The sequence below is a fragment of the Labedella phragmitis genome (genome assembly GCF_004078635.1).
Classification (GTDB): domain Bacteria; phylum Actinomycetota; class Actinomycetes; order Actinomycetales; family Microbacteriaceae; genus Labedella; species Labedella phragmitis.
In genome coordinates this window covers 76,451-98,532 of sequence record NZ_RZNB01000007.1, presented here as the reverse complement: position 1 = coordinate 98,532, position 22,082 = coordinate 76,451, and the positions used below count along the sequence as shown (strand labels likewise).

General features: G+C 69.1%; 20 protein-coding genes. 6 read left to right on the top strand and 14 right to left on the bottom strand.

Annotated features, from left to right (window positions below):
- Nucleotides 1-42: 42 nt before the first annotated feature.
- Entirely contained in the window at nucleotides 43-837 is a 795-nt protein-coding gene (locus ELQ90_RS14930; protein ID WP_128496093.1) for an SDR family NAD(P)-dependent oxidoreductase, read from the top strand.
- Here ELQ90_RS14930 and ELQ90_RS14925 read toward each other — a convergent pair.
- The 4 genes from ELQ90_RS14925 to ELQ90_RS14910 are packed head-to-tail and all read right to left on the bottom strand — an operon-like array spanning nucleotide 813 to nucleotide 5,033.
- The gene (locus tag ELQ90_RS14925) at nucleotides 813-1,862 is read right to left on the bottom strand and encodes a hypothetical protein (protein WP_128496092.1); all 1,050 of its coding nucleotides are present in this window, start codon (nucleotides 1,860-1,862) and stop codon (nucleotides 813-815) included. The genes ELQ90_RS14930 and ELQ90_RS14925 overlap by 25 nt on opposite strands.
- Nucleotides 1,859-3,121: a sensor histidine kinase gene (locus ELQ90_RS14920; protein WP_128496091.1), complete on the bottom strand. Its 1,263-nt coding sequence runs from the start codon at nucleotides 3,119-3,121 to the stop codon at nucleotides 1,859-1,861. The genes ELQ90_RS14925 and ELQ90_RS14920 overlap by 4 nt, the downstream gene beginning before the upstream one ends.
- Entirely contained in the window at nucleotides 3,111-3,767 is a 657-nt protein-coding gene (locus ELQ90_RS14915) for a response regulator transcription factor (protein ID WP_128496090.1), read from the bottom strand. The genes ELQ90_RS14920 and ELQ90_RS14915 overlap by 11 nt, the downstream gene beginning before the upstream one ends.
- A gap of 15 nt (nucleotides 3,768-3,782) precedes the next feature.
- Nucleotides 3,783-5,033 carry a class I SAM-dependent RNA methyltransferase gene (locus ELQ90_RS14910; RefSeq protein ID WP_128496089.1) on the bottom strand — a complete coding sequence of 417 codons (1,251 nt, stop codon included), beginning with the start codon at nucleotides 5,031-5,033 and terminating at the stop codon, nucleotides 3,783-3,785.
- Nucleotides 5,034-5,076: 43 nt separating this feature from the next.
- Here ELQ90_RS14910 and ELQ90_RS14905 point away from each other — a divergent pair, with 43 nt between their 5' ends.
- The 3 genes from ELQ90_RS14905 (at nucleotide 5,077) to ELQ90_RS14895 (ending at nucleotide 8,728) form a co-directional block, all read left to right on the top strand.
- Nucleotides 5,077-5,730 carry a Maf family protein gene (locus ELQ90_RS14905; protein WP_243696205.1) on the top strand — a complete coding sequence of 218 codons (654 nt, stop codon included), beginning with the start codon at nucleotides 5,077-5,079 and terminating at the stop codon, nucleotides 5,728-5,730.
- A 130-nt stretch (nucleotides 5,731-5,860) separates the two neighbouring features.
- Nucleotides 5,861-7,630: an acetyl/propionyl/methylcrotonyl-CoA carboxylase subunit alpha gene (locus ELQ90_RS14900; RefSeq protein ID WP_128496087.1), complete on the top strand. Its 1,770-nt coding sequence runs from the start codon at nucleotides 5,861-5,863 to the stop codon at nucleotides 7,628-7,630.
- Nucleotides 7,631-7,786: 156 nt separating this feature from the next.
- The gene (locus tag ELQ90_RS14895) at nucleotides 7,787-8,728 is read left to right on the top strand and encodes a hypothetical protein (protein ID WP_128496086.1); all 942 of its coding nucleotides are present in this window, start codon (nucleotides 7,787-7,789) and stop codon (nucleotides 8,726-8,728) included.
- A 51-nt stretch (nucleotides 8,729-8,779) separates the two neighbouring features.
- Here the strand turns inward: ELQ90_RS14895 and ELQ90_RS14890 are convergent, their stop codons facing one another.
- On the bottom strand, nucleotides 8,780-10,216 hold the full coding sequence (locus tag ELQ90_RS14890; RefSeq protein WP_128496085.1) for an NAD(P)H-quinone dehydrogenase: 1,437 nt from the start codon (nucleotides 10,214-10,216) through the stop codon (nucleotides 8,780-8,782).
- A gap of 137 nt (nucleotides 10,217-10,353) precedes the next feature.
- Between ELQ90_RS14890 and ELQ90_RS14885 the strand changes: the two genes are divergently transcribed.
- Nucleotides 10,354-11,187, top strand: a complete 834-nt coding sequence (locus ELQ90_RS14885; RefSeq protein WP_128496084.1) for a purine-nucleoside phosphorylase — start codon at nucleotides 10,354-10,356, stop codon at nucleotides 11,185-11,187.
- Nucleotides 11,184-12,866 (top strand): phospho-sugar mutase, encoded by a 1,683-nt coding sequence (locus ELQ90_RS14880; protein WP_128496083.1) that lies wholly within the window; start codon nucleotides 11,184-11,186, stop codon nucleotides 12,864-12,866. Before ELQ90_RS14885 ends, ELQ90_RS14880 begins: the two co-directional genes overlap by 4 nt.
- A 49-nt stretch (nucleotides 12,867-12,915) precedes the next feature.
- On the opposite strand, the gene ELQ90_RS14875 is transcribed toward ELQ90_RS14880, so the two are convergent.
- The 9 genes from ELQ90_RS14875 to ELQ90_RS14835 form a co-directional block, all read right to left on the bottom strand.
- The gene (locus ELQ90_RS14875) at nucleotides 12,916-13,188 is read right to left on the bottom strand and encodes a PTS sugar transporter subunit IIB (protein WP_128496082.1); all 273 of its coding nucleotides are present in this window, start codon (nucleotides 13,186-13,188) and stop codon (nucleotides 12,916-12,918) included.
- A complete protein-coding gene (locus ELQ90_RS14870) occupies nucleotides 13,185-13,646 on the bottom strand; it encodes a PTS sugar transporter subunit IIA (protein WP_128496081.1) in 462 nt (153 codons plus the stop codon). Before ELQ90_RS14870 ends, ELQ90_RS14875 begins: the two co-directional genes overlap by 4 nt.
- Nucleotides 13,647-13,751: 105 nt before the next feature.
- Entirely contained in the window at nucleotides 13,752-14,882 is a 1,131-nt protein-coding gene (locus ELQ90_RS14865; RefSeq protein ID WP_128496080.1) for an adenosine deaminase, read from the bottom strand.
- A 48-nt stretch (nucleotides 14,883-14,930) separates the two neighbouring features.
- On the bottom strand, nucleotides 14,931-16,235 hold the full coding sequence (locus ELQ90_RS14860; RefSeq protein ID WP_128496079.1) for a thymidine phosphorylase: 1,305 nt from the start codon (nucleotides 16,233-16,235) through the stop codon (nucleotides 14,931-14,933).
- A gap of 63 nt (nucleotides 16,236-16,298) precedes the next feature.
- Nucleotides 16,299-16,727 carry a cytidine deaminase gene (locus ELQ90_RS14855; RefSeq protein WP_128496078.1) on the bottom strand — a complete coding sequence of 143 codons (429 nt, stop codon included), beginning with the start codon at nucleotides 16,725-16,727 and terminating at the stop codon, nucleotides 16,299-16,301.
- A complete protein-coding gene (locus ELQ90_RS14850; RefSeq protein WP_128496077.1) occupies nucleotides 16,724-18,040 on the bottom strand; it encodes an ABC transporter permease in 1,317 nt (438 codons plus the stop codon). Before ELQ90_RS14850 ends, ELQ90_RS14855 begins: the two co-directional genes overlap by 4 nt.
- Complete coding sequence (locus ELQ90_RS14845) at nucleotides 18,037-19,299, bottom strand: ABC transporter permease (RefSeq protein WP_128496076.1); 1,263 nt, start codon at nucleotides 19,297-19,299, stop codon at nucleotides 18,037-18,039. Before ELQ90_RS14845 ends, ELQ90_RS14850 begins: the two co-directional genes overlap by 4 nt.
- Complete coding sequence (locus ELQ90_RS14840) at nucleotides 19,296-20,810, bottom strand: ABC transporter ATP-binding protein (protein WP_128496075.1); 1,515 nt, start codon at nucleotides 20,808-20,810, stop codon at nucleotides 19,296-19,298. Before ELQ90_RS14840 ends, ELQ90_RS14845 begins: the two co-directional genes overlap by 4 nt.
- A gap of 118 nt (nucleotides 20,811-20,928) precedes the next feature.
- Nucleotides 20,929-22,017, bottom strand: coding sequence for a BMP family lipoprotein (locus ELQ90_RS14835; protein ID WP_128496074.1), 1,089 nt, complete (start codon nucleotides 22,015-22,017; stop codon nucleotides 20,929-20,931).
- Between the last annotated feature and the right edge of the window lie 65 nt (nucleotides 22,018-22,082).

The following is a 22,082-nucleotide window of genomic DNA, read 5'->3' as shown; positions in this document are numbered from 1 at the left end:
CGCTCCAGGCACGGCCGCCCTCTCATGGAGGAGGATGGGGGCATGCAGATCGATGTGAGCGGGAAGACGGCCCTCGTCACGGGGTCGACGCAGGGTATCGGAGCGGCGATCGCCGTGGGACTCGCGGGCTCCGGCGCGCGCGTCGGCGTCAACGGGCGCAGCGAGGACACGGTTTCGCGGGCGATCGGAGAGATCGCCGAGCGGGTGCCGGGCGCGGAACTCGTCCCCGTCGTGGCCGACGTGACGACCGATGCCGGTGTCGATGCGGCATTGACCGCGCTGCCGGACATCGACATCCTCGTGAACAATCTGGGCGTCTTCGGTGCCGCCGAGGCCCTCTCCATCGACGACGACGAGTGGCGTCGCTACTTCGAGGTCAACGTGCTCTCCGCCGTGCGCCTCATCCGCACCTACCTCCCCGGGATGATGCAGCGCGGCTGGGGCCGCGTCCTCGACATCGCGAGCGACTCCGCGATCGTCATCCCCCGCGAGATGATCCACTACGGCATGTCCAAGACCGCACTCCTCGCGGTGTCTCGTGGCTTCGCCAAGGAAGCGGCAGGAACCGGGGTCACCGTGAACTCGGTCATCGCCGGCCCCACGCACACCGGCGGCGTCGAGGACTTCGTCTACGAACTCGTCGACCGGTCACTGCCCTGGGACGAGGCCCAGCGGGAGTTCATGCGACTCCACCGCCCGCAGTCCCTGCTCCAGCGCCTTATCGAACCCGAGGAGATCGCGAACCTGGTGGTCTACCTCTCCTCGCCGCTCGCGTCGGCGACGACGGGTGCCGCCGTGCGCGTCGACGGCGGCTACGTGGACTCGATCGTTCCCTGACAACGCCTCAGCGCGGGTTCCTCGCCCACCACGCGCGGCACCTCGCGCCACAGGTCGACGTCGTCGTCCGGATCGTCCGAGCCCGGCGCCGGCTTCGACAGCCCGACGAGCGTGACGGCCGCGGTCGAGTCGAGCGGAGCCGTACGGACGATGAGGCGTTCCGTCTTCGTCTCGGCGACCGAGGTGGCCACGACGGAGAGCACCCGGTCGAGCTCCTCCTGCGGCAGGTCGTCGATCGTCCCCTCGTCGAGGAGCGACACCGTCGTGCCCCGACGGCGAGCGGCGAGCACCTCGCGACGCACGGCCTCGTTCAGGAGTCGGCGCCCGCGGATCTCGTCCCGGAGGGCCGCCTCGAGCATTCGTGCGTCCTCCCGCTCGTGCGCCGTGAGGTCGCCGCCCGACAGGACGATCCGCCGGAGCGTCGGACCCGCGAGCCTCGACGCCTCGTCGAGTCGGCGGGCGCGCTCGTTGAAGTGCGCGTCCTGAGCGGCCTGCCACTCCGCCGCAGCACGCTCCGCGAGGACGAGTTTCTCGGCGTCGCGCCCGGCTCGCGCGAGGGCGCGGGCGATCACGATCGCGATCGCCACCCACCAGACGGAGCCCGTGACCCCGATCTCGAGCGCGGTTTCGACGCCCGACCAGACGACCGACTGCACGGTGAGGAAGGCGACCCCCGCCCACGCCGTCCACTCGCGGCGACGCGCGGCCGTGATCGTCATGAGCGTCCCGACCGATGCGACGTGCCACGTCGCGTAGCCGTTGTTGACCGCGGGATCCAGCTCGCTCGTCACGAGGAGGCACAGCGCGATCGACGTCGCGAGATTGAAGAAGGCGAGCCAGAGAGGCATCTGGACGGGGGAGTTCGGCCAGAGGCTCATGGTCGTCGCGACGACGTAGAGCACCATCGCGACGATGCTCGGCCACGGGGACTCCGGAACGTTCAGCGTGATGACACCGCGGAAAACGTGGTAGAGCGAGAAGAGCCCCGCGAGCGCGAGCATCGTGTATCGCGAGATGCGGATCACGATCCGACCTCCGCGTCCGACGGCTCCCATGACAGCCGGACGGTCGTGCCGCGGCCCGGTGCCGATTCGACGGTGGCCCGACCGCCGACGGCGATCATCCGTTCGATGATCGAGACCCGCACGCCGAGCCGCCCGGGCTCGACCGTCTCCGGGTCGAATCCCGCACCGTCGTCCTCGACGGTCACGGTCACGCCGCTCTCGCCGGTCGACCGCACGGTGACCGAGCGTCTCACGTCGCCCCGCCCGGCGTGCTGGATACTGTTCTGCATCGCTTGCGCGGCCGCGAGCACGATCGTCTCGGCCACGACGGAGGGGATGTCGCGATCCCGTCGTCCGAGAGCCGTCACGTCGACGTGCCGCTCCATCGACGCGGCCGAGGCGGCGAGCGCATCGGCGATCTCCCCCGAGGTGAGGTGCGAGTCGTACGCGGCGGGGGCGAGGCCCGCGTCGCGGAAGTGCGCGAGCGCCTTCACCGCGAGGGAGGCCGCCGCTCGGAACTGGGCAGGCGAGGCGGCGCGATCGGCCGCCTGGAGCGCCGCGAGCACACTGTCGTGGACGATCGCGTCGACCTCGACGCGCTCCGCCTCCACCGCGTGCAGGCGAACGGCCTCGTCGTAGCGGGCGAGAGCGGTGTCGCGCGCGACGTCGACTCCGCGTGCCGCCCGGCGGAAGGTCACACCGACGACGAAGGCGACGAGCCCGATGATGAGGCCGTAGGAGGCGTCGAAGACGCCCACCTGCCACTGGTCGGGTCCGTTGGTCGCGGCGCGCGCGACGCCGTAGATGATCGGCGAGACGAGCGTGTAGAGGAGAGCGAGCCGGACGCTCATCGCGAAGACGGCGCAGGCCCCGGCGACCGTCAGGAGGTACCAGAACCACGGCTCGGCCGCGTTCGAACCCGGGACGTCGATGAGGGCCGGCCAGATCAGCAGGACCACGAGGTAACCCCAGCAGAAGACGAGGGTCGCTATCCGCATCCCCCGGAGCACGATCGAGGCGACGACGGTCGCGATCATCGTGATCGTCATGAAGACGAGCGCCACGACACCGGCCGGTCGCGTGATCATGTCGGGGTTGGTGAGCCCGATCCACACCGCTTGAGCGCCGAAGACGACGGTCGCGATGCCGATCGTGCGCGAGAAGAGTTCCTCGACACGACCGGAGCTGAAGACCTTGCGCCCGGACAGTTCTCCGCGTGTGGCGATGGTCTCGGCGACCGTCGCGGGCCGGAAGCGGCTGCGGGGTCGGTCAGTCGCCATCCACTTGACCGGGGTTCAGCTCCGGCAGGATTCCGTCCTCGACGGCCCGGCGCAGCAGGTCGACCTTCGTCGGGGCCGGGCGACCGACCTCGACGTACTTGCTGCGGATGCGACCGAGGTGCTCCTTGGCCGTGGAGACGGCGATTCCGAGTTCGAGGGCGACCTGCTTGAGCGGCAGGCCGGAGGCGTAGAGGTGGAGGACGTCGCGCTCCCGGCGACCGAGCTGCACGGTGGCGAACTCGCTGTCGGCGTCGATCGCGCTCGCCCACTCGAGGTTGTTGAGCACTCCACCGGAGGCGACGGTGGCGATCGCGTCGACGATGACGTCGGTCGGCGAAGCCTTCGGGATGACACCGGCGACGCCGGCCGCGAGGGCCTCCCTGACGCTCGCGACCCGATCGGCGATGCTGTGGATCAGAACGGCGGCGCCCGTGGCGTGGGCACGCTGGACGTTGTCGGTGATAGATGAGCCGTCCTCGAGGGAGAGGTCGAGGACGACGATGTCGACGGGCTCCTCCGTCGCCCTCCTCACGAAGGCGTCGACGGTGGAGACGCTGTGGACGACCTCGTACCCCGCCATGGCGCACACCGCCGAGACACCCAGTCTGACCGACTCGTGGTCGTCGATGATCGCTACCCTAACCATGGGCTCATCGTAGCGTCAGGAGCGGCGATCCCCGCTCCGCGAGAACGCGGCGACCGCCTCGACGTGGTGCGTGTGGGGAAAGAGATCGAACGCGCGCACCGATGCGAGTTCGTATCCCGAGGAGCGCAACGCCTTCGTATCCCTCGCGAGCGCGACGGGATCGCACGCGACGTAGACGATCTGGGCGGGCTGGAGCGCCGCGAGTTCGCCGACGAGCGCCGTCCCCGCCCCGGACCGCGGAGGGTCGAGGACGACCGTCGCGTCGCGATAGCGTGCCAGGTCGCCCTCCCGACCGATCGCGCGCACGAACCGATCGACGCGATCCGTGACGGCGCGGGCTCCGACGATGTCGACGAGGTTCTCGGCGGCGTGATCGGTGGCGGACGACTCCGCTTCGACCGTCGTCACGCGGATCCCCGTGCCGAACCGGTCGGCGAGGGTCGCGGCGAAGAGACCGACGCCTCCATAGAGATCGAGGTTCGGCGCGGTGGCATCGAAACGATCGGCGTCGACGGCCGACGCCACGGCCGCCGACAGCAGTTCGGCGGCCTCGCGATGCACCTGCCAGAACCCCAGCGGCTCGAGCGAGAACATGCGATCGCCGACCCGCTCGTGCAGCGCTCCGGTGCTGGCGGCCCCGTCGACGGCGACGAGGACACCGTCCGTCGACGCGACGACGTCGACGGTCGTCGCTCCCTGGAGGCGGTCGTGGAGAGGGGCAGCGTCCGCGATCTCCGTCGTCGCGAGCGGGAGGTCGTCCACCGGGATGACACGATGGGATCGAGCGGCATACGGTCCGACGCGCCCTTCCTCGTCCACATGGAGCGAGACACGCGTCCGCCAGCGCAGCCCGTCTCCGCCCTCGTCAGAGGGAGTGGGCTCGACGGCCACGCGCGTGAGCGGCGAGTCGGCGTCGAGACCCCCGAAGCGCACGAGGGCGTCGCTCAGCACGTCGGCCTTGAGGCGACGCTGGCGCTCGAGTGCGATGTGACCGAACTCCGCGCCTCCCGCCCGGTCGCGCGGGTCGCGCTCGATCGAGGACGACGACCACACGTGATCGACCCGATCGGGCGACGCATCGAGCACCTCGAGGGTCTCGGCGCGCCAGAAGCTCTTCTTGCGGGTGTCGACGAGTCGCGCCCGCACGGTCTCGCCGGGAAGGGTGTCCGGGACGAATACCACGCGGCCCTCGTGACGAGCGACGAAGACCCCGCCGTGGGCTACGTTGGTGATCGTCAGATCCACGATGTCGGGTGCGTCGGCCATGCGATCGAGCATGACACACGCGCGACCGCGAGAGGACCTCCCCGTGCTGCTGTACCTCGCCTCCACGTCGCCCGCGCGACTCGCTCTGCTGCGGTCGAGCGGCATCGAACCGGTCGTGCTTCCTTCCGCCGTCGACGAGGACGCCGTCCTCGCCGAGGCGTCGCTCCACCGCGTACTCTCCCCCGCTGAGACGGTCGCCCTGCTCGCCCGTGAGAAGGCCGAGGCCGTCGTCGAGGGCGTCATCGCGGCCGGCGGGGAACGCGGGCTCGTCCTCGGGGGCGACTCGATGTTCGAGCTCGATGGCACGATGCACGGCAAGCCCCACACGCCCGAGCGCGCTCGCGAGCGCTGGCTCATGCATCGTGGCCGGACCGGTACCCTCCACTCCGGTCACTGGCTCATCGACGTCGATCCGGCGGCGGGCGCCGTCGTCGACGCACGCGGAGCGACGGCGGAAGCGACGGTCACATTCGCCGACGATATTTCCGACGCCGAGATCGACGCCTACGTCGCGAGCGGCGAGCCCCTCGCGGTAGCCGGGGCCTTCACGATCGACAGCCTCGGCGCTCCGTTCATCTCGTCGATCTCCGGAGATCCGTCGACCGTCGTGGGCCTCTCCCTCCCGACGCTCCGGCGGCTGGTCCGGGAATCCGGTCACGAGTGGACCGCCCTGTGGAACCGACGCGGCGCCCTCTGAGCGAGCCGATCCCGGTCACCACGACGGATGGAGCCGCGCCGAGGCTTTAGTGGCTTCCCACGCATCCCTCGGCCATTTTTGTGTATGTTCCTCACAGCCCGGTTGCGACCGCCCAATAGACTCGACTCTTGTGCCACGCATAACGAAGGTCCTCATCGCCAACAGGGGAGAGATCGCGGTCCGTGTGATCCGCGCAGCCCGTGACAGTGGAATCGGCAGCGTCGCCGTCTACGCGGATCAGGACAGGGACGCCCTGCACGTCCGTCTCGCGGACGAGGCGTACGCACTCGACGGCACCACGAGCGCCGACACCTACCTCGTCATCGAGAAGCTCTTGAGCGTCGCTCGTCGCTCGGGAGCGGATGCCGTCCACCCCGGGTACGGATTCCTCGCCGAGAACGCGGACTTCGCTCGCGCCGTCCAGGGCGCCGGGCTCATCTGGATCGGCCCGTCCCCCGACGCGATCGAGAAGCTCGGCGACAAGGTCTCCGCTCGACACATCGCGGAGAAGGTCGGTGCACCGCTCGCACCGGGCACACTCAACCCCGTCGCCGACGCGTCGGAGGTCCTCGACTTCGTCGACACCCACGGCCTTCCCGTGGCGATCAAGGCCGCGTACGGCGGCGGCGGGCGGGGGCTCAAGGTCGCCCGCGAGCGCGAGGAGGTCGCCGAGCTCTTCGAGTCGGCGACGCGCGAGGCGATCGCGGCCTTCGGCCGCGGCGAGTGCTTCGTCGAGAAGTACCTCGACAAGCCCCGCCACGTCGAGACCCAGTGCCTCGCGGATGCTCACGGCAACGTCGTCGTCGTGTCGACGCGTGACTGCTCGCTGCAGCGGCGGCACCAGAAGCTCGTGGAGGAGGCCCCGGCCCCGTTCCTCACCGACGAGCAGAACGCCGAGCTGTACCGTGCGTCGAAGGCGATCCTGCGCGAGGTCGGCTACCTCGGCGCCGGGACGTGCGAGTTCCTCATCGGGCAGGACGGTACGGTCTCGTTCCTCGAGGTCAACACGCGACTGCAGGTCGAGCACCCCGTGTCCGAAGAGGTCACCGGGATCGACCTCGTGCGGGAGCAGTTCCGCATCGCCGAGGGCGGCACGCTCGATTACGACGACCCGATCCCGACGGGTCACTCGATCGAGTTCCGGATCAACGGCGAGGACCCGGGCCGCGGCTTCCTCCCCCAGCCCGGCCCCATCCACGTCTTCAAGACGTTCGGCGGCCCCGGCATCCGTCTCGATTCCGGCGTCACCGCCGGTGACAGCATCTCCGGAGCGTTCGACTCGCTCCTCGGGAAGATCATCGTCACCGGCCGCGACCGCGAGCAGGCGCTCGAACGCAGTCGCCGCGCGCTCGACGAGTTCGAGGTCTCCGGGCTGCCCACCGTGCTGCCCTTCCACCGCCTCATCGTGCGCGACCCCGCCTTCACGGCGGAGGACGGGACGTTCGGCGTCTTCACGCGGTGGATCGAGACCGAGTTCTCCGGCCAGATCGAGCCGTGGAACGGTGAGCTCGAGGAGTCGCTGCCGCCGACCGAGCGGCACACCGTCGTCGTCGAGGTCTCGGGGAAGCGACTCGAGGTGAATCTGCCGAACGCACTGCTCCCGGCGACGAGCCCGCGCGGGCGCAGCGTCACGCCGCCCCCGCGTCGCGGGTCGTCGGGCACGGCTTCGGCCACGGCCACGGGCGACGACGTGAAGGCGCCCATGCAGGCGACGATCGTCAAGGTCGCGGTCGAGGAGGGTCAGGCGGTCGTCAAGGGCGACCTCCTCCTCGTGCTCGAGGCGATGAAGATGGAGCAGCCGATCACCGCCCCGAAGGACGGCGTCGTCACCTCGCTCGACGCGCCGACGGGCACGACGGTCTCCGCCGGCCACCGCCTCCTCTCCCTCCCCTCCTCCTGACCCCCCTGAATATCCCCTCTGGGCACGTGTATTCGTGCTCAAAGGGGATATTCAGTAACCGGGGCAGTGTCGTCCCCAGCGGGACTTGCGTCACGCCCCTCCCCGGAGACCATGATGGTGCCCAATCGCGGCTGGACACCTGGGCATCCTCCTCGCATGGAAGACGACTCGATACTCATCCGTCGGCGCGACAGAATCGCTCGAGGCGATTCCGTCCGAGACCTGGATCGCTCCCTCGGTCGGGGTGATCTGCTCTCCGTCGCACCCGGCGCTTACGTCGAGCGGACGACGTGGAGCGAACTCAGTCCGGTCCGACGACATCGCGTCCGAGTCCTGGCCTCACTCGAACGGTTGAAGACAGACCCGGTCTTGTCACACTTCTCGGCTGCTGCTTACTGGGGACTCGATATTTGGCAGCCCTGGCCATCGACGGTCGACATCCTTGTTCAGGACGGGGCTCGCTCCTCCGGCTCTTTCAGACGACACACGGGCGACATCGCTCGTCACGACACACTCGCCCTCGGCGACTTCTCCGTGACGACGGTGGCTCAGACCGCCGTGGACATCGCTCTCCTGGTGCCCTTTCATGAAGCGGTCGTCACGATGGACAGCGCTCTCCGGGTTGGCGCCGGTGATTCACTCACGACGCGAGCGGAGCTCGTCGCCGCGGCCGAGCGTATGCGTGGCCTTCCGGGTTCGCGGCGAGCATTCGCCGCCTCCGACTTCGCTACCCACCTTGCGGAATCTCCGCTCGAATCAGTGAGTCGCGTCCGGATGATGGAGGCGGGGTTCCCCGCACCGGAACTTCAGAGGGAGTTCATCGACCGTCACGGGTTCCGCGCTTTCGTCGATTTCTGGTGGCCCGAGTACGGGATCATCGGCGAGGCAGACGGACAGCTGAAGTACGGCGGACTCGGAAGCGCCGACCCTGAGGCCGCCCGCCGCGCGGTCATCGCCGAGAAGAACAGGGAGAACACGCTCCGGCGTCTCTGTTCGGGCTTTGCCCGTTGGGAACACGCGGATGTCGTGAAGCCTGGTCGGCTGAGCTCGGTTCTCCGGACCGCCGGACTTCCTTCTACCCGCCGCTCCCCCTCCTGAAGATCTCCTCTGTGCGCGAAAATTCGAGCACAGAGGGGATCTTCAGGGGGGTTAGAGGACGATGTGGAGGGCCTTGGCCGCGTCGGTGATGCTGCCGGTCAGCGAGGGGTAGACCGCGAACGCGCGGGCGACCTGGTCGACGTTGAGCCGGTGTTCGACCGCGAGGGCGAGCGGGAAGATGAGCTCCGAGGCCTTCGGAGCGACGATCACGCCTCCGATGACCGTTCCGGACCCCGTGCGGGCGAACAGCTTCACGAAGCCGTCCTTGATGCCCATCATCTTGGCGCGCGGGTTCGACGACAGCGGCAGCTTGTAGATGTCCCCCTGCGCGATCCCGTCCTCGATCTGCTTCTGGGTCCAGCCGACGGTCGCGATCTCCGGTTGCGTGAAGATGTTCGCGGACACGTTGCGGAGTTCCGTCGGTGTGACGGCGTCGCCCATGGCGTGGAAGATCGCGGTGCGACCCTGCATCGACGCGACGGACGCGAGCGGGAGGAACGTCGTGCAGTCGCCGGCGGCGTAGATGTTCGGGACGGACGTGCGGGCCACGCGATTGACGCGGATGTGGCCACTTTCCGAGAGCTGCACCCCGGCCTCCTCGAGGCCGATGCCCGCCGTGTTGGGGACGGCGCCGATCGCGATGAGGCAGTGGCTGCCCTCGACCGTGCGGCCGTCGGAGAGCGTCACGAGCACGCCGGACCCGGAGCGCACGACCGACTCGGCCCGCGACTTGGCAAGGACCGTCATGCCGTTGCGCTTGAAGACGCGCTCGATGACCGCGGCCGCGTCGGCGTCCTCCCCCGGCAGGACCTGGTCGCGGCTCGACACGAGGGTGACCTCGGATCCGAGCGCCCGGTATGCCGAGGCGAACTCGGCGCCCGTCACACCCGACCCGACGACGATGAGGTGCTCGGGGATGGCCGAGAGGTTGTAGAGCTGCGTCCAGGTGAGGATCCGTTCCCCGTCCGGGATGGCGGTCGGCAGGATGCGAGGACTCGCGCCCACGGAGATGACGACCGTGTCGGCCTCGATGCGGTCGAAATCGGTACCGGCACCGCCGGGTTCCGTCGAGACGATGACGGCATCGCGCCCGTCGAGTCGGCCTTCGCCCGTGACGATGCGGACGCCGTTCTCGAGGAGATTCGAGCGGAGGTCCTCCGACTGCTGACGCGCGAGACCGAGGAGCCTCTTGTTCACGGCGGCGAGATTGACGGCGACCTCGGGTCGCACGGGCTTCCCGTCACCGGTCCGCCCATAGAACTGGACCCCGAGCTCCGACGACTCGCGGACGGCTATCGCGGCCTCGGCGGTCGCGATAAGCGACTTCGAGGGCACGACGTCCGTGATGACCGCGGATCCGCCGACCCCCACGCGCTCGACGACCGTGACCTCCGCCCCGAGCTGCGCTCCCGCGAGAGCCGCCTCGTACCCGCCTGGCCCCCCGCCGAGTACGGCGATCCGCTGTTTCCGCTCAAACTCGTAAGCCATGCGTCGATTCTCGCAGGGCCGAGAGGCGGTCACCAATTCGGGCGTGGCGAAAGGCGCGGCGTGCTCGGCGCCACGACGCCGCGGGTCCTCGCGTGGTGAACCATGGGCGATGTCGAAGCCCAGATTAGAGTGGAGGAATGGCTGACTCCTCGTCGAATCCGTTGGACGCTCCGGGCGTCGATCCGTTCACCGTCGCGGCGCAGGCCGCCGAGCGCATCGCCGAGATCTCCGGCGTCGCCCGCCACGACATCGCGCTCACCCTCGGCTCCGGCTGGGGACGCGCCGCCGAGCTCATGGGAGAGACGGTCGCGACCATCCCCGCAACCGACATCCCGGGTTTCTCCAAGCCGGCCCTCGTCGGCCACGTCGGCACCCTTCGGTCGGTGCGCCTGCCCTCCGGGAAGCACGCTCTCGTCATCGGCGCCCGCACCCACTACTACGAGGGTCACGGAGTCCGCCGTGTCGTCCACAGCGTGCGGACGGCCGCCGCGGCCGGAGCCACCACGATGATCCTCACGAACGGCGCCGGAGGCATCAAGGAGACCTGGACGCCGGGGACCCCCGTCCTCATCAGCGACCACATCAACCTCACGGCTGACTCGCCCCTCGAGGGCGCGACGTTCATCGATTTGACGGATCTCTACTCTGCCCGACTGCGGGCCGTGGCCCGAGAGGTCGCCCCCGAGCTCGACGAGGGCGTCTACTGCCAGTTCCGCGGCCCGCACTACGAGACCCCTGCCGAGGTGCAGATGGCCAAGGCGATCGGCGGCCACATCGTGGGGATGTCGACGGCGCTCGAGGCGATCGCCGCACGTCAGGCCGGAATGGAGGTCCTCGGGCTCTCCCTCATCACGAACCTCGCGGCGGGAATCCAGAAGACACCCCTCAGCCACGAGGAGGTCATCGAAGCCGGCCGCGCCGCCGAACCGGTGATCAGCGACCTGCTCGCACGCGTCGTGGAGCGACTGTGACCGGTGGACTCCTCGAGCGCGCGACCGCGTGGCTCGAGCAGGATCCCGACGAGGAGACGCGCGCCGAGCTCCGGTCGCTCATCGAGGCCGCGGAGAGCGGATCCGCCGACGCCGAGTCGGCACTCGCCGAGCGATTCGACTCCCGCCTCGCCTTCGGAACGGCCGGATTGCGCGGCGAGCTCGCGGCCGGTCCGAACCGCATGAACCGCGTCCTCGTGGCCCAGGCCGCTCGCGGTCTCGCGGATTGGCTCGTCGCCAACCGTGCGACGCCCTCCATCGTCATCGGATACGACGGACGCAAGAACTCGCGGGTGTTCGCGGAGGACACCGCGGAGCTCATGGCGGGCGCCGGCGTGCGCGCCGTACTGCTGCCCCGATTGCTCCCGACCCCCGTGCTCGCGTTCGCGGTCCGTCACCTCGACGCGAGTGCCGGCGTCATGGTGACGGCGAGCCACAACCCGCCACGCGACAACGGCTACAAGGTCTACCTCGGCGATCGTGACGCCGGGTCTCAGATCGTCTCGCCCGTGGATGCCGAGATCGCCGCGGCGATCGACGTGGTCGCCGCCGGTTCGATCGCCGATCTGCCCCGCTCGCGGGACTTCGAGGTAGCCGATGAGAGCGTCATCGACGCCTACATCTCGCGCACCGCGCGCGTGGCACCGACTCCGCCCACCGCGCAGCCCGTCGTCGTCTACACGGCGATGCACGGCGTCGGGTGGGAGACCGCCTCCCGCGTCTTCGAGGCCGCCGGTTTCGCGGCACCCGTCACGGTCGACGCGCAGCTCGAGCCGGACCCCGACTTCCCGACGGTCTCGTTCCCGAACCCCGAGGAGCCCGGAGCGCTCGACCTCTCCTACGCGACCGCTCGCGAGCACTCGGCCGACCTCATCATCGCGAACGACCCCGACGCGGACCGACTCGCCGTCGCCATCCCGGACGCGTCGAGCGACACCGGCTACCGGCGCCTCACGGGCAACGAGGTCGGAGCGCTCCTCGGGTGGCGCGCGGCCGAGTCGCTGACGTCCCCGGACGAGGGCGCGCCCGAGGGCACGCTCGCGTGCTCGATCGTGTCCTCCCCCGCTCTCGCGGCGGTCGCGGAGCACTACGGCCTCGAGTTCTCCGACACGCTCACGGGCTTCAAGTGGGTGTCACGGGCCCCCGGCCTCGTGTTCGGCTACGAGGAGGCCCTCGGGTACCTCGTCAACCCGGAGACCGTGCGCGACAAGGACGGCATCTCCGCCGCCGTCGCCTTCCTCGATCTCGCCGCTCGCCTCGCGGCCGAGGGCTCGAGCATCGCCCAACACCTCGAACGCTTCAGCGAGACCTTCGGGCACTTCGCGAGCGACCAGATCTCCGTTCGCGTATCGGATCTCGGTCGGATCGCGGCGACGATGACGCGATTGCGGGACGAGCCGCCCAATCATGTCGGGGGCGTCCGAGTCGAGCGGATCGAGGACCTCGCCGGCGGATTCGGGGCGCTGCCCCCGAGCGACGTGCTCCGATTCCGTCTGGCCGACGGGTCGCGGATCATGGTGCGCCCGAGCGGCACGGAGCCGAAGCTCAAGGTTTACATCGACGTCGCGAGCACCGAGGGTGACCTCGCGCATCGCGTGACGGAGGCCGAGTCACGGCTCGCCGCGCTGCGCGCAGGCGTCGCAGAGCTCGTCGGAGCCTAGCCGGCGATCGGCGGAGAGTCCGTCGCACCGGCGGTGACGGCCTACCCCGTCAGCCGAGCGCGTCGAGCAGCTTGCGTTCGATCTCGGCGTGATCGACGTAGTTGTCGATGACGACGATGTCCGCCCACGTGGGCGGTATTTTGTCGACGAGCTCTGGGGATGTGAGGATGATCTGTGCGTCGGCGGCCGAGACCTCGAGCGAACCGACGTCTGAGGCCGAGACGTCGGCCTCGATGCCGAGCCGGGCGAGAGCGCGCTCGGCGTTGACCTTCAGGATGCCAGACGTGCCGACACCGACACCGCAGATGGCGACGATCTTCATACCGCTCCCCTCGCTGTTGCAGCTTCGATGAGGTCGATCGCCGTGGCCGGCTCGGTAGCGGCGCCGAGCGCCGGGACGAGGTCCGGGTCGTTGAAGGCGTTCGCGAGGTCCGCGATGCCCGTGACATGCGCGTCGGCTGTCGTGACGGCGATGCCGATGACGACGTGCACGGGGTCGTTGTGGGCGTGCCCGAACGAGACGGGCGTCTGGAGCGTGACGAGGGACAGCCCATCGGCCCGCACGTCGCTGCCCGGCCGCGCGTGGGCGAGTGCGAGGCCCGGCGCGATGACGACGTAGGCCCCGAACTCCTCGATGACCTCGACCATGCGCTGGGGGTATCCGCTCTGCACGGAGCCCGAGGCGACGAGAACGTCACCGGCCACCCGCACGGCGTCGCGCCAGTCCCGCGCCGCCGCGCCCAATCGGACGGTGGCTTCGGTGAGCTGAGGCAACGGCATCGGCGGATCCTGAGGTCGGGGTGGCAGACGGCGGGTCGTCTGCCACCAGAGTACCGCTCGGCGACCGAGCATTTCCTCAGCGCACGGCGGTCGGTGGAGGGACGCTCAGCGCGCGCCGTTCTCCACGTCGTCGAACCCGGCCGAGATGCGCTCGGCGAGGTCCTCGCGCTCCTCCAGAGGGAGGAACGCCGCGGCCGCGGCGTTGAGCTGGAACGCCTCGAGATCACCGAGGTCGTAGGCGAAGGCGTCGCTCAGCAGGGCGAGTTCGCGGGTGAGAGTCGTTGCGCTCATGGTCCGGTTGTCCACGTTGACCGTGACGCGGAACCCGAGCTGGTAGAGGAGGTCGAACGGGTGGTCCTCGATCTCCTCGCCCCACCGCTCGATGGCGCCCGTCTGGAGGTTGGAGGACGGGCTGAGCTCGAGGGTGATCTCGCGATCCTTGACCCACTGGGCCAGCCGACCGAGCGAGACGTAGACGTTCTCGTCGTCGCTGCGCTCGATCGTGATGTCCTCGGCGAGTCGGACGCCGTGGCCGAGGCGAAGCGCGCGACCGTCGAAGAGAGCGCCGCGGATGGACTCGAGGCCGTCGGCCTCCCCCGCGTGCACCGTGACGGGGAAGTACTCCGACGCGAGGAAGTCGAACGCCACGCGCTGGCGGCTCGGGGGGAAGCCCGCTTCGGCGCCGGCGATGTCGAAGCCGACGACGCCTCTGTCGCGGTGCCGCACCGCGAGCTCGGCGATCTCGAGGCCCCGGTCCGCGTGACGCATGGCCGTGACCAGCTGGCCGATGCGGATGTCGTGTCCCGTTCGTGCGGCGTCGTCGATCGCCTGGTCGATGCCGTCCTGGACCGCCTCGACCGTCTCGTCGAGGCTCAGTCCCCCACGGAGGTGCTGCTCGGGCGCCCACCGGATCTCTCCGTAGACGACACCGTCGTCCGCGAGGTCCTCGACGAACTCACGCGCGACCCGCTGAAGCCCCTCGCGGGACTGCATGACGGCGATCGAGAGGTCGAAGGTCTTCAGATAGTCGGGCAGATTACCCGCCGAGCACGAGTCGACGAACCAGTCGGCGAGCGAATCGGCGTCGGTCGCCGGGAGATCGAGGTCGATCTCGTGACCGAGATCGATGATGGTCTGCGGCCGCAGCCCGCCGTCCAGGTGATCGTGGAGCGAGACCTTGGGGAGGTCACGCAGGTCGATGCCGTCGGAGAAGAATTCGTCGTCGCTCGTGCTCACTGCATCAGCGTACCGTGAGGCCACTCGCGCACGACGGCGATGTCCCGATCAGCCGATTCGCTGTCGCACGAGCGGTCCACGCTCGACCACGGTGCCGGCGGGAGCGATCTCCCAGGCGCCGTCGACGGCGGCGAGGGCCCGCTCGAAGCGCGAGTCGTCGTCGGCGGACAGCGTGAAGAGCGGTTGACCCTCGACGACCTCGTCGCCCGGCTTGGCGTGCAGGTCGATCCCGGCGGCGTGCAGCACCGGGTCCTGCTGCCGCGCGCGGCCGGCGCCGAGCCGCCACGCGGCGATTCCGAACGGCAGCGCCTCCTGACGGCTGAGGACGCCCGAGCGGTCCGCCGTCACGGTGTGGGACTCCCGCGCGACCGGGAGGGGCGCGTCCGGGTCGCCGCCCTGAGCGATGATGGCGGCGCGCCACGAGTCCATGGCGCGTCCGTCCGCGAGAGCCGCCTCGACGTCGGCGTCCGGCTGCCCGACGAGCGCGAGCATCTCGCGGGCGAGAGCGATCGTCAATTCGACGACGTCGGCCGGTCCGCCGCCGGAGAGGACCTCGACCGACTCGCGGACCTCATTGGCGTTCCCGATCGCGAGACCGAGGGGCACGTTCATGTCCGTGAGGAGGGCGGAGGTCGCGACGCCGGCGTCCGTGCCGAGCTCGACCATCGTGCGGGCGAGCTCTTCCGCCTTCGCGTAGTCGGTCATGAAGGCGCCAGAGCCGAACTTCACGTCGAGGACGAGCGCTTCCGTGCCCTCGGCGATCTTCTTCGACATGATGCTCGAGGCGATGAGCGGGATCGCCTCGACGGTCCCGGTGATGTCGCGGAGCGCGTAGAGGCGCTTGTCGGCGGGGGCCAGCCCGGTACCCGCGGCACAGATGACACCGCCGACGTCGCGGAGCTGCGCGAACATCTGCTCGTTCGTGAGGTCGGCGCGCCATCCGGGGATGCTCTCGAGCTTGTCGAGGGTGCCTCCCGTGTGACCGAGTCCCCGCCCGGACAGCTGCGGGACGGCCACGCCGAACGACGCGACGAGGGGCACGAGCGGGAGCGTGATCTTGTCGCCCACCCCGCCCGTCGAGTGCTTGTCGACAGTTCGCTTGCCGAGCCCCCCGAAGTCCATCCGCTCGCCCGACGCGATCATCGCGAGCGTCATGTCCCGGATCTCGCGACGGCTCATGCCGCGGATGAGGATCGCCATGGCGAGCGCCGACATCTGCTCGTCCGCGACGTAGCGCCGCGTGTAGGCGTCGATGAGCCAGTCGATCTCGGAGGTCGAGAGTTCGCCGCCGTCGCGCTTCGTCCGGATGAGGTCGACGACGTCGAAGGCCTCGACGGCTTGGTTCTCGGTCATGGGGTGGTTCCTTTCCGGCCGGCACGAGAGGTCGCACCGACGATTACGCCGAAGGGCGCGGGTTCAGCGAGCGTAGGCGTCGAGCGTGCTCGGACCGAAGGCGTCCGGGAGCACCTCGTCGATCGCCCGGACACCCGAGACGGTCTCGAGCAGCATCCCCGGGGCGGCGTGCTCGAAGAGCAACTGACGGCAGCGGCCGCACGGCATGAGGATGTTCCCGTCACCGTCGACGCACGTGAACCGCACGAGCTTGCCGCCGCCCGTGAGGTGCAGCGTCGAGACGAGGGCGCACTCGGCACAGAGCGTGAGACCGTACGATGCGTTCTCGACATTGCAGCCTGCGATCACGCGACCATCGTCGACGATCGCCGCGACCCCCACCGGGAACTTCGAGTACGGCACGTAGGCCTTCTTCATCGCCTCGTCGGCGACGGCGCGGAGCTCGTCCCAATCGGTGTCATCGGCTGGCGCGGTGTTCGAGACGTCGGTCATGACTTGATGTACGGCTTTCCTGAGGCGGCGGGGCCGCGCGCGTAGCCCACGAGTCCCGCGACGGCGAGGACCGTGACCACGTACGGCAGCATGAGCATGAACTCGCTCGGCACCGGCGAACCGATCGCGCCGAGGACGTTCTGCAGGTTGGTGGCGAAACCGAAGAGCAGCGCGGCGAACGTCGCGCGGATCGGGTTCCAGCGGCCGAAGATGACTGCGGCGAGCGCGATGAATCCTGCTCCCGCCGTCATGTCCTTCCCGAAGCTCGACACGGAGTCGAGCGTGAAGTACGCGCCACCGAGGCCGGCGACGGCGCCCGCGAGCGAGACGTTCCAGAACCGAGTGGGATTCACGCGGATGCCGACCGTGTCCGCGGCCTGCGGGTGCTCACCGACGGCGCGGAGCCGCAGCCCCCACTTCGTGTGGAAGAGCCCGATGTAGACGGCGATCACCGCGATGTACATGAGGTACACGATCAGCGTCTGCCGGAAGAGCACGGGTCCGACGATGGGGATGTCGCTCAGCACGGGGATCGGGAAGCGCGGGAAGCGCGGCGCGGTGTTGAGATTCTGCGTGTCCTGCGACAGCACCGTCGAGTAGAGGAACGACGTGAGGCCGAGCACGAGGACGTTGAGCACGACGCCGACGATCACCTGGTCGACGAGGTACTTGATCGAGAACGCGGCGAGGACGAAGCTCACAAGCACGCCGGCGACCATCGCGGCGATGAGCCCGGCGAACGGGTTGCCCGTGATCGACGCGACGAGGGCCGCGCAGAAGGCGCCCGCGAGCAGCTGGCCCTCGATCGCGACGTTGACGACACCGACGCGTTCCGAGATGACCCCGCCGAGCGCTCCGAAGATGAGCGGCGCGCTGAGGGAGACGGTGCCGAGGAGCAGCCCCGTCACGGGAATCGACTCCCCCGCGGCGGCCCAGGCGAGGAACGCGAGCAGGAAGAGGAACGTGAACGCGACGATCGAGACGGCGAGCGCGACACGGCGGAGACGCGCGCTCAATCGCGAACCGGCGACGGTGAGGACAGCGACGACCGCTGTGAGCAGCGCGAGCAGCACCGTGACCGTGATGCCGGTGCTGCGTGCGGGCAGCACCCAGTCCGCCAACTGGACGACATCGCTCTCGCTCGAGAGTCGGAATGTCGTGGCGCCGTCGCGTCCCAGGACGACGAACAGGAGGAGGGCGACGACGACGAAGACCCCGAGCGCGATGGTCGCCTTCCAGCTGCGGATCTCCGTGGATTCGAGAGTCGCGGACACGGGCGTCGCGTCGGGCGTGACGGCGGTACTGGTGCTCACTTGGCCTCGACCTCCTTCGTGACGATCGGGGTGGTGCGGCGGCGTCTCCTGCTGCCGTCCGGCAGGAAGAAGATCGCCCGCACGAGCGGAGGAGCGGCGATGAAGAGCACGATGAGGGACTGGACGATCGTGACGACGTCGACCGGGACGCCTTGCGACGCCTGCATCGCGTAGCCGCCGGCCTTGAACGCACCGAAGAGAACGCCGGCCGCGAAGATGCCCCACGGCTTGGAACGCCCGAGAAGGGCGACGGTGATGGCGTCGAACCCGATGCCCGCGTCGATCCCCGAGCTGAAGCCCGTCGGCACGGTGCCGAGCACCTGCATGACGCCCGCGAGGCCGAGCAGGCCACCCGAGACGAGCATCGCGTAGACGTAGATGTTCTTGACGTCCATACCCGCGACGCGGGCCGCGTTCGGGTTCTCGCCGACGGCGCGGAAGCGGAAGCCGAGGCTCGACCGGTTGAGGAGCCACCAGACGAAGATCGTCGCGAGGATGACGAGGATGAAGCCGGCGTGGAGCTTGTACGCCGGTCCGAGGAGCGGCGGGAAGATCGCGGTCTCGAGCATCGGCGGCGACTTCGGGTTGACCTGATCAGGCGCCTGCAGCAGTCCGGGGGCGCGCAGCATGTACGACACGAGGTAGAACGCGACGTAGTTGAGCATGATCGTGAGGATCACCTCGTGGGCGCCGGTGCGGGCTTTCAGGAGACCGACGATGCCGGCCCATAGTGCCCCACCGGCGATTCCGGCGATCACGGCGACGACGAGGTGCACGCCCCACGGGAGGTGGAAGGAGAAGCCCACCCATCCGGCCGCGGCGGCCGCGATGAGCATCTGGCCGCGACCGCCGATGTTGAACATGCCAACGCGGAAGGCGAGGCCGACGCCGAGTCCCGCGACGATGAGCGGGGCGGCGTAGGTGAGGGTGTCCGTGAGAGGACGGATGGCCGTGACGAAGTCGTCGCGGCGGAAGTTGTAGATCGACCCCTGGAAGAGCGCGACGTACGCTCCGGACACCGCGTTCCAGATGGCGACGAACGTGTCCTGCGGTCGACTGAAGAAGTACCCGGCGGCGGCTTGCACGTCCTCGTTCGAGAAGGCGATGAGCACTCCGCCGATGAGCAGCGCGAGGAAGACGGCGAGGACCGTGATGAGAACGTTCCCGTTCACGATCTCCTTGAGGATCGCGTTCGCCCGCGGTTGCTGCGTCGACGACGGATCGTTCGTTGCCGGCGGCGTCGCCGTCTGCGCGCTCACGCCGCGACCTCGGCCGGACGCTCGCCCGCCATCATGAGGCCGAGCACATCGCGCGGGGTGTCACCGGGCACGATGCCGACGATGGACCCGCGGTACATGACGGCGATCCGGTCGGCCAGGGCGACGACCTCGTCGAGCTCCGTCGACACCACGATGACGGGGATCCCCGCATCGCGCGTCTCGACCATGCGCTTGTGGACGAACTCGATCGAGCCGACGTCGATACCGCGGGTCGGCTGGGCCGCGATGAGCAGCTTCAGGTCGCGGCTCATCTCGCGAGCGAGCACGACCTTCTGCTGATTTCCTCCCGAGAGCCGGCCGGCAGGGGTCGAGACGGACTGCGCGCGGATGTCGAACTCCTTCTTCTTGTCCTCGGCGAAGTCGTCGAGGTGATCGCGGCGGAGCGATCCGCGCGCGACGAACGGCGCGCCGTGCGACCGGTCGAGCATGAGGTTCTCGGCGATCGTCATCTCCGCGACGAGGCCGTCCTCCGTCCGGTCCTCGGGTACGAAGCCGACGCCCGCGTCGAGCACTCGTCGCACGCTGAGACCGGTGAGGGCCTGTCCTCCGAGGCTCACTCGCCCGTTCACGCGCGGCTGCAGGCCCATGATGGCCTCGGTGAGCTCGGTCTGACCGTTGCCCTGGACACCCGCGATCGCGAGGATCTCGCCCTCGTGCACGGCGAAGCTCACGTCGTTGACGACCTTGAGACCGTTCGCGTCGATGACGTCGAGGTTCTCGACGACGAGAGCGGGAGCGCCCGGACGGGCGACGTCCTTCTGCACGACGAGCTCGACGGCACGGCCCACCATGAGTGCGGCGAGCTCCGAGTTGCTCGCGGTCGGGGCGGCCTCGCCGACGACCTTGCCGAGCCGGATGACCGTGATGCGGTCGGCGACCTCGCGGACCTCGCGGAGCTTGTGGGTGATGAAGACGATCGACGTGCCCTCGTCGCGGAGCTGCCGCATGATCGTCATGAGTTCGTCGGTCTCCTGCGGCGTGAGTACGGCCGTCGGCTCGTCGAAGACGAGGACCTTCGCGTCGCGCGAGAGCGCCTTGATGATCTCGACGCGCTGCTGCACACCGACGGGGAGGTCCCCGACGATCGCGTCGGGGTCGACGCTGAACCCGAAGCGGTCGGAGATCTCGCGCACGCGCTTCCGCGCGGCGTCGAGGTCGAGTCGGCCTCCGAAGGACGTCTGCTCGTGGCCGAGCATGACGTTCTCCGCGACCGTGAAGACGGGGATGAGCATGAAGTGCTGGTGCACCATGCCGATTCCGGAGCGCATCGCGTCTCCGGGACCCTCGAAGTGCTGGACGATGCCGTCGAGCAGGATCTCGCCATCGTCGGCCTGGTAGAGGCCGTAGAGGACGTTCATGAGGGTCGACTTGCCGGCACCGTTCTCTCCGAGGAGACAGTGGATCTCGCCGGGGGCGACGACGAGATCGATGTGATCGTTCGCGGTCAGGGCGCCGAAGCGCTTGGTGATCCCGCGGAGTTCGAGTTGCATTCGATGATCCTAAAGCCGGACACAGCGGGAGGCCAGCCGAGCGGCTGGCCTCCTGGTGCGTCTCGCACGAGGTCGGGAGGTCCGCCGAGACGGCTGACCTCCCGACCGTTCGGGGGTGTTACTCCGCCGAGGGCGAAGCGGGCGAGGTGACCTCGATGGAACCGTCGATGATGCCGGCGGAGATCTCGTCGAGCTCGGCCTGCAGCGTCTCGCTCACGGAGTCCTCGAAGTCGTGGAACGGCGCGATGCCGACGCCCTCGTTCTCGAGGGTCCCGACGTACGGGGCGTTGTCGAACTCACCATTGCCGGCGTCCGTGACGACGTCCTCGACACCCGTCGACATCTGCTTGAGGATCGACGTGAGGAAGAACTCGGCGCCCTCGGGGTACGTCTCGTACAGGTCGGCGTCGACACCGATCATCTTGACGTCCTTGCCGGAGTCGCGGATGGCCTCGATGGCGCTGATGAAGATCGGGCCACCGACGGGGAGCAGGATGTCGGCGTTCTGGTTGATGAGCGTCGTCGCGAGCTGCTTCGCGGTGTCGTTCTGCTCGAAGCCACCGGTGAAGGAACCGGTCTGCGCGTCGACGTCCCAACCGACGACCTTGACGTCGGCGCCCTTCTGCTCGTTGTAGTACGCGACACCGTCGGCGAAGCCGTCCATGAAGATCGTGACGGTCGGGAACTGCATGCCGCCGAAGGTGCCGACGGTGCCGGTCTCCGTCGTGTCCGCAGCGGCGTAGCCGGCGAGGAACGCGGCCTGAGCCGTGTCGTAGATGATCGGCTTGACGTTCTCGGCCTCGATCGAGTTGTCGTCGAGCATGACGAAATGGGTGTCGGGGTTGGCCTCGGCCGCTGCCTTCGTCGCCTCGGCGAGAGCGAAGCCGACGGAGACGATGAGGTCACAGCCCTCGTCGACGAGGCTCGTGATGTTCGGGGCGTAGTCGTCCTCGGTCTCGGACTCGACGTCCGTGACCTCGGTGCCGAGGGAGTCGGCGGCCTTCGTGATGCCCTCGAAGCTCGCCTGGTTGAACGACTTGTCGTCGAATCCACCGGCGTCGGAGACGATGCAGGGGGTGAAGTCGGACGCTGCGTCGCCGCCGCCAGCGCCGCTCTCCTCGGGCGCCTGGCCGCAGCCGGCGAGGAGCGCGATGACGCCGAGGCTCGCGAGGCCGGAGAGGGTGGCCCGTCGGGTAGTGATAGTCAAGATGTCCTCCAGAAAGAAGTCCCCGGCAGGACGGCGGGGACGGATGCACACAGGTTACCCAATGT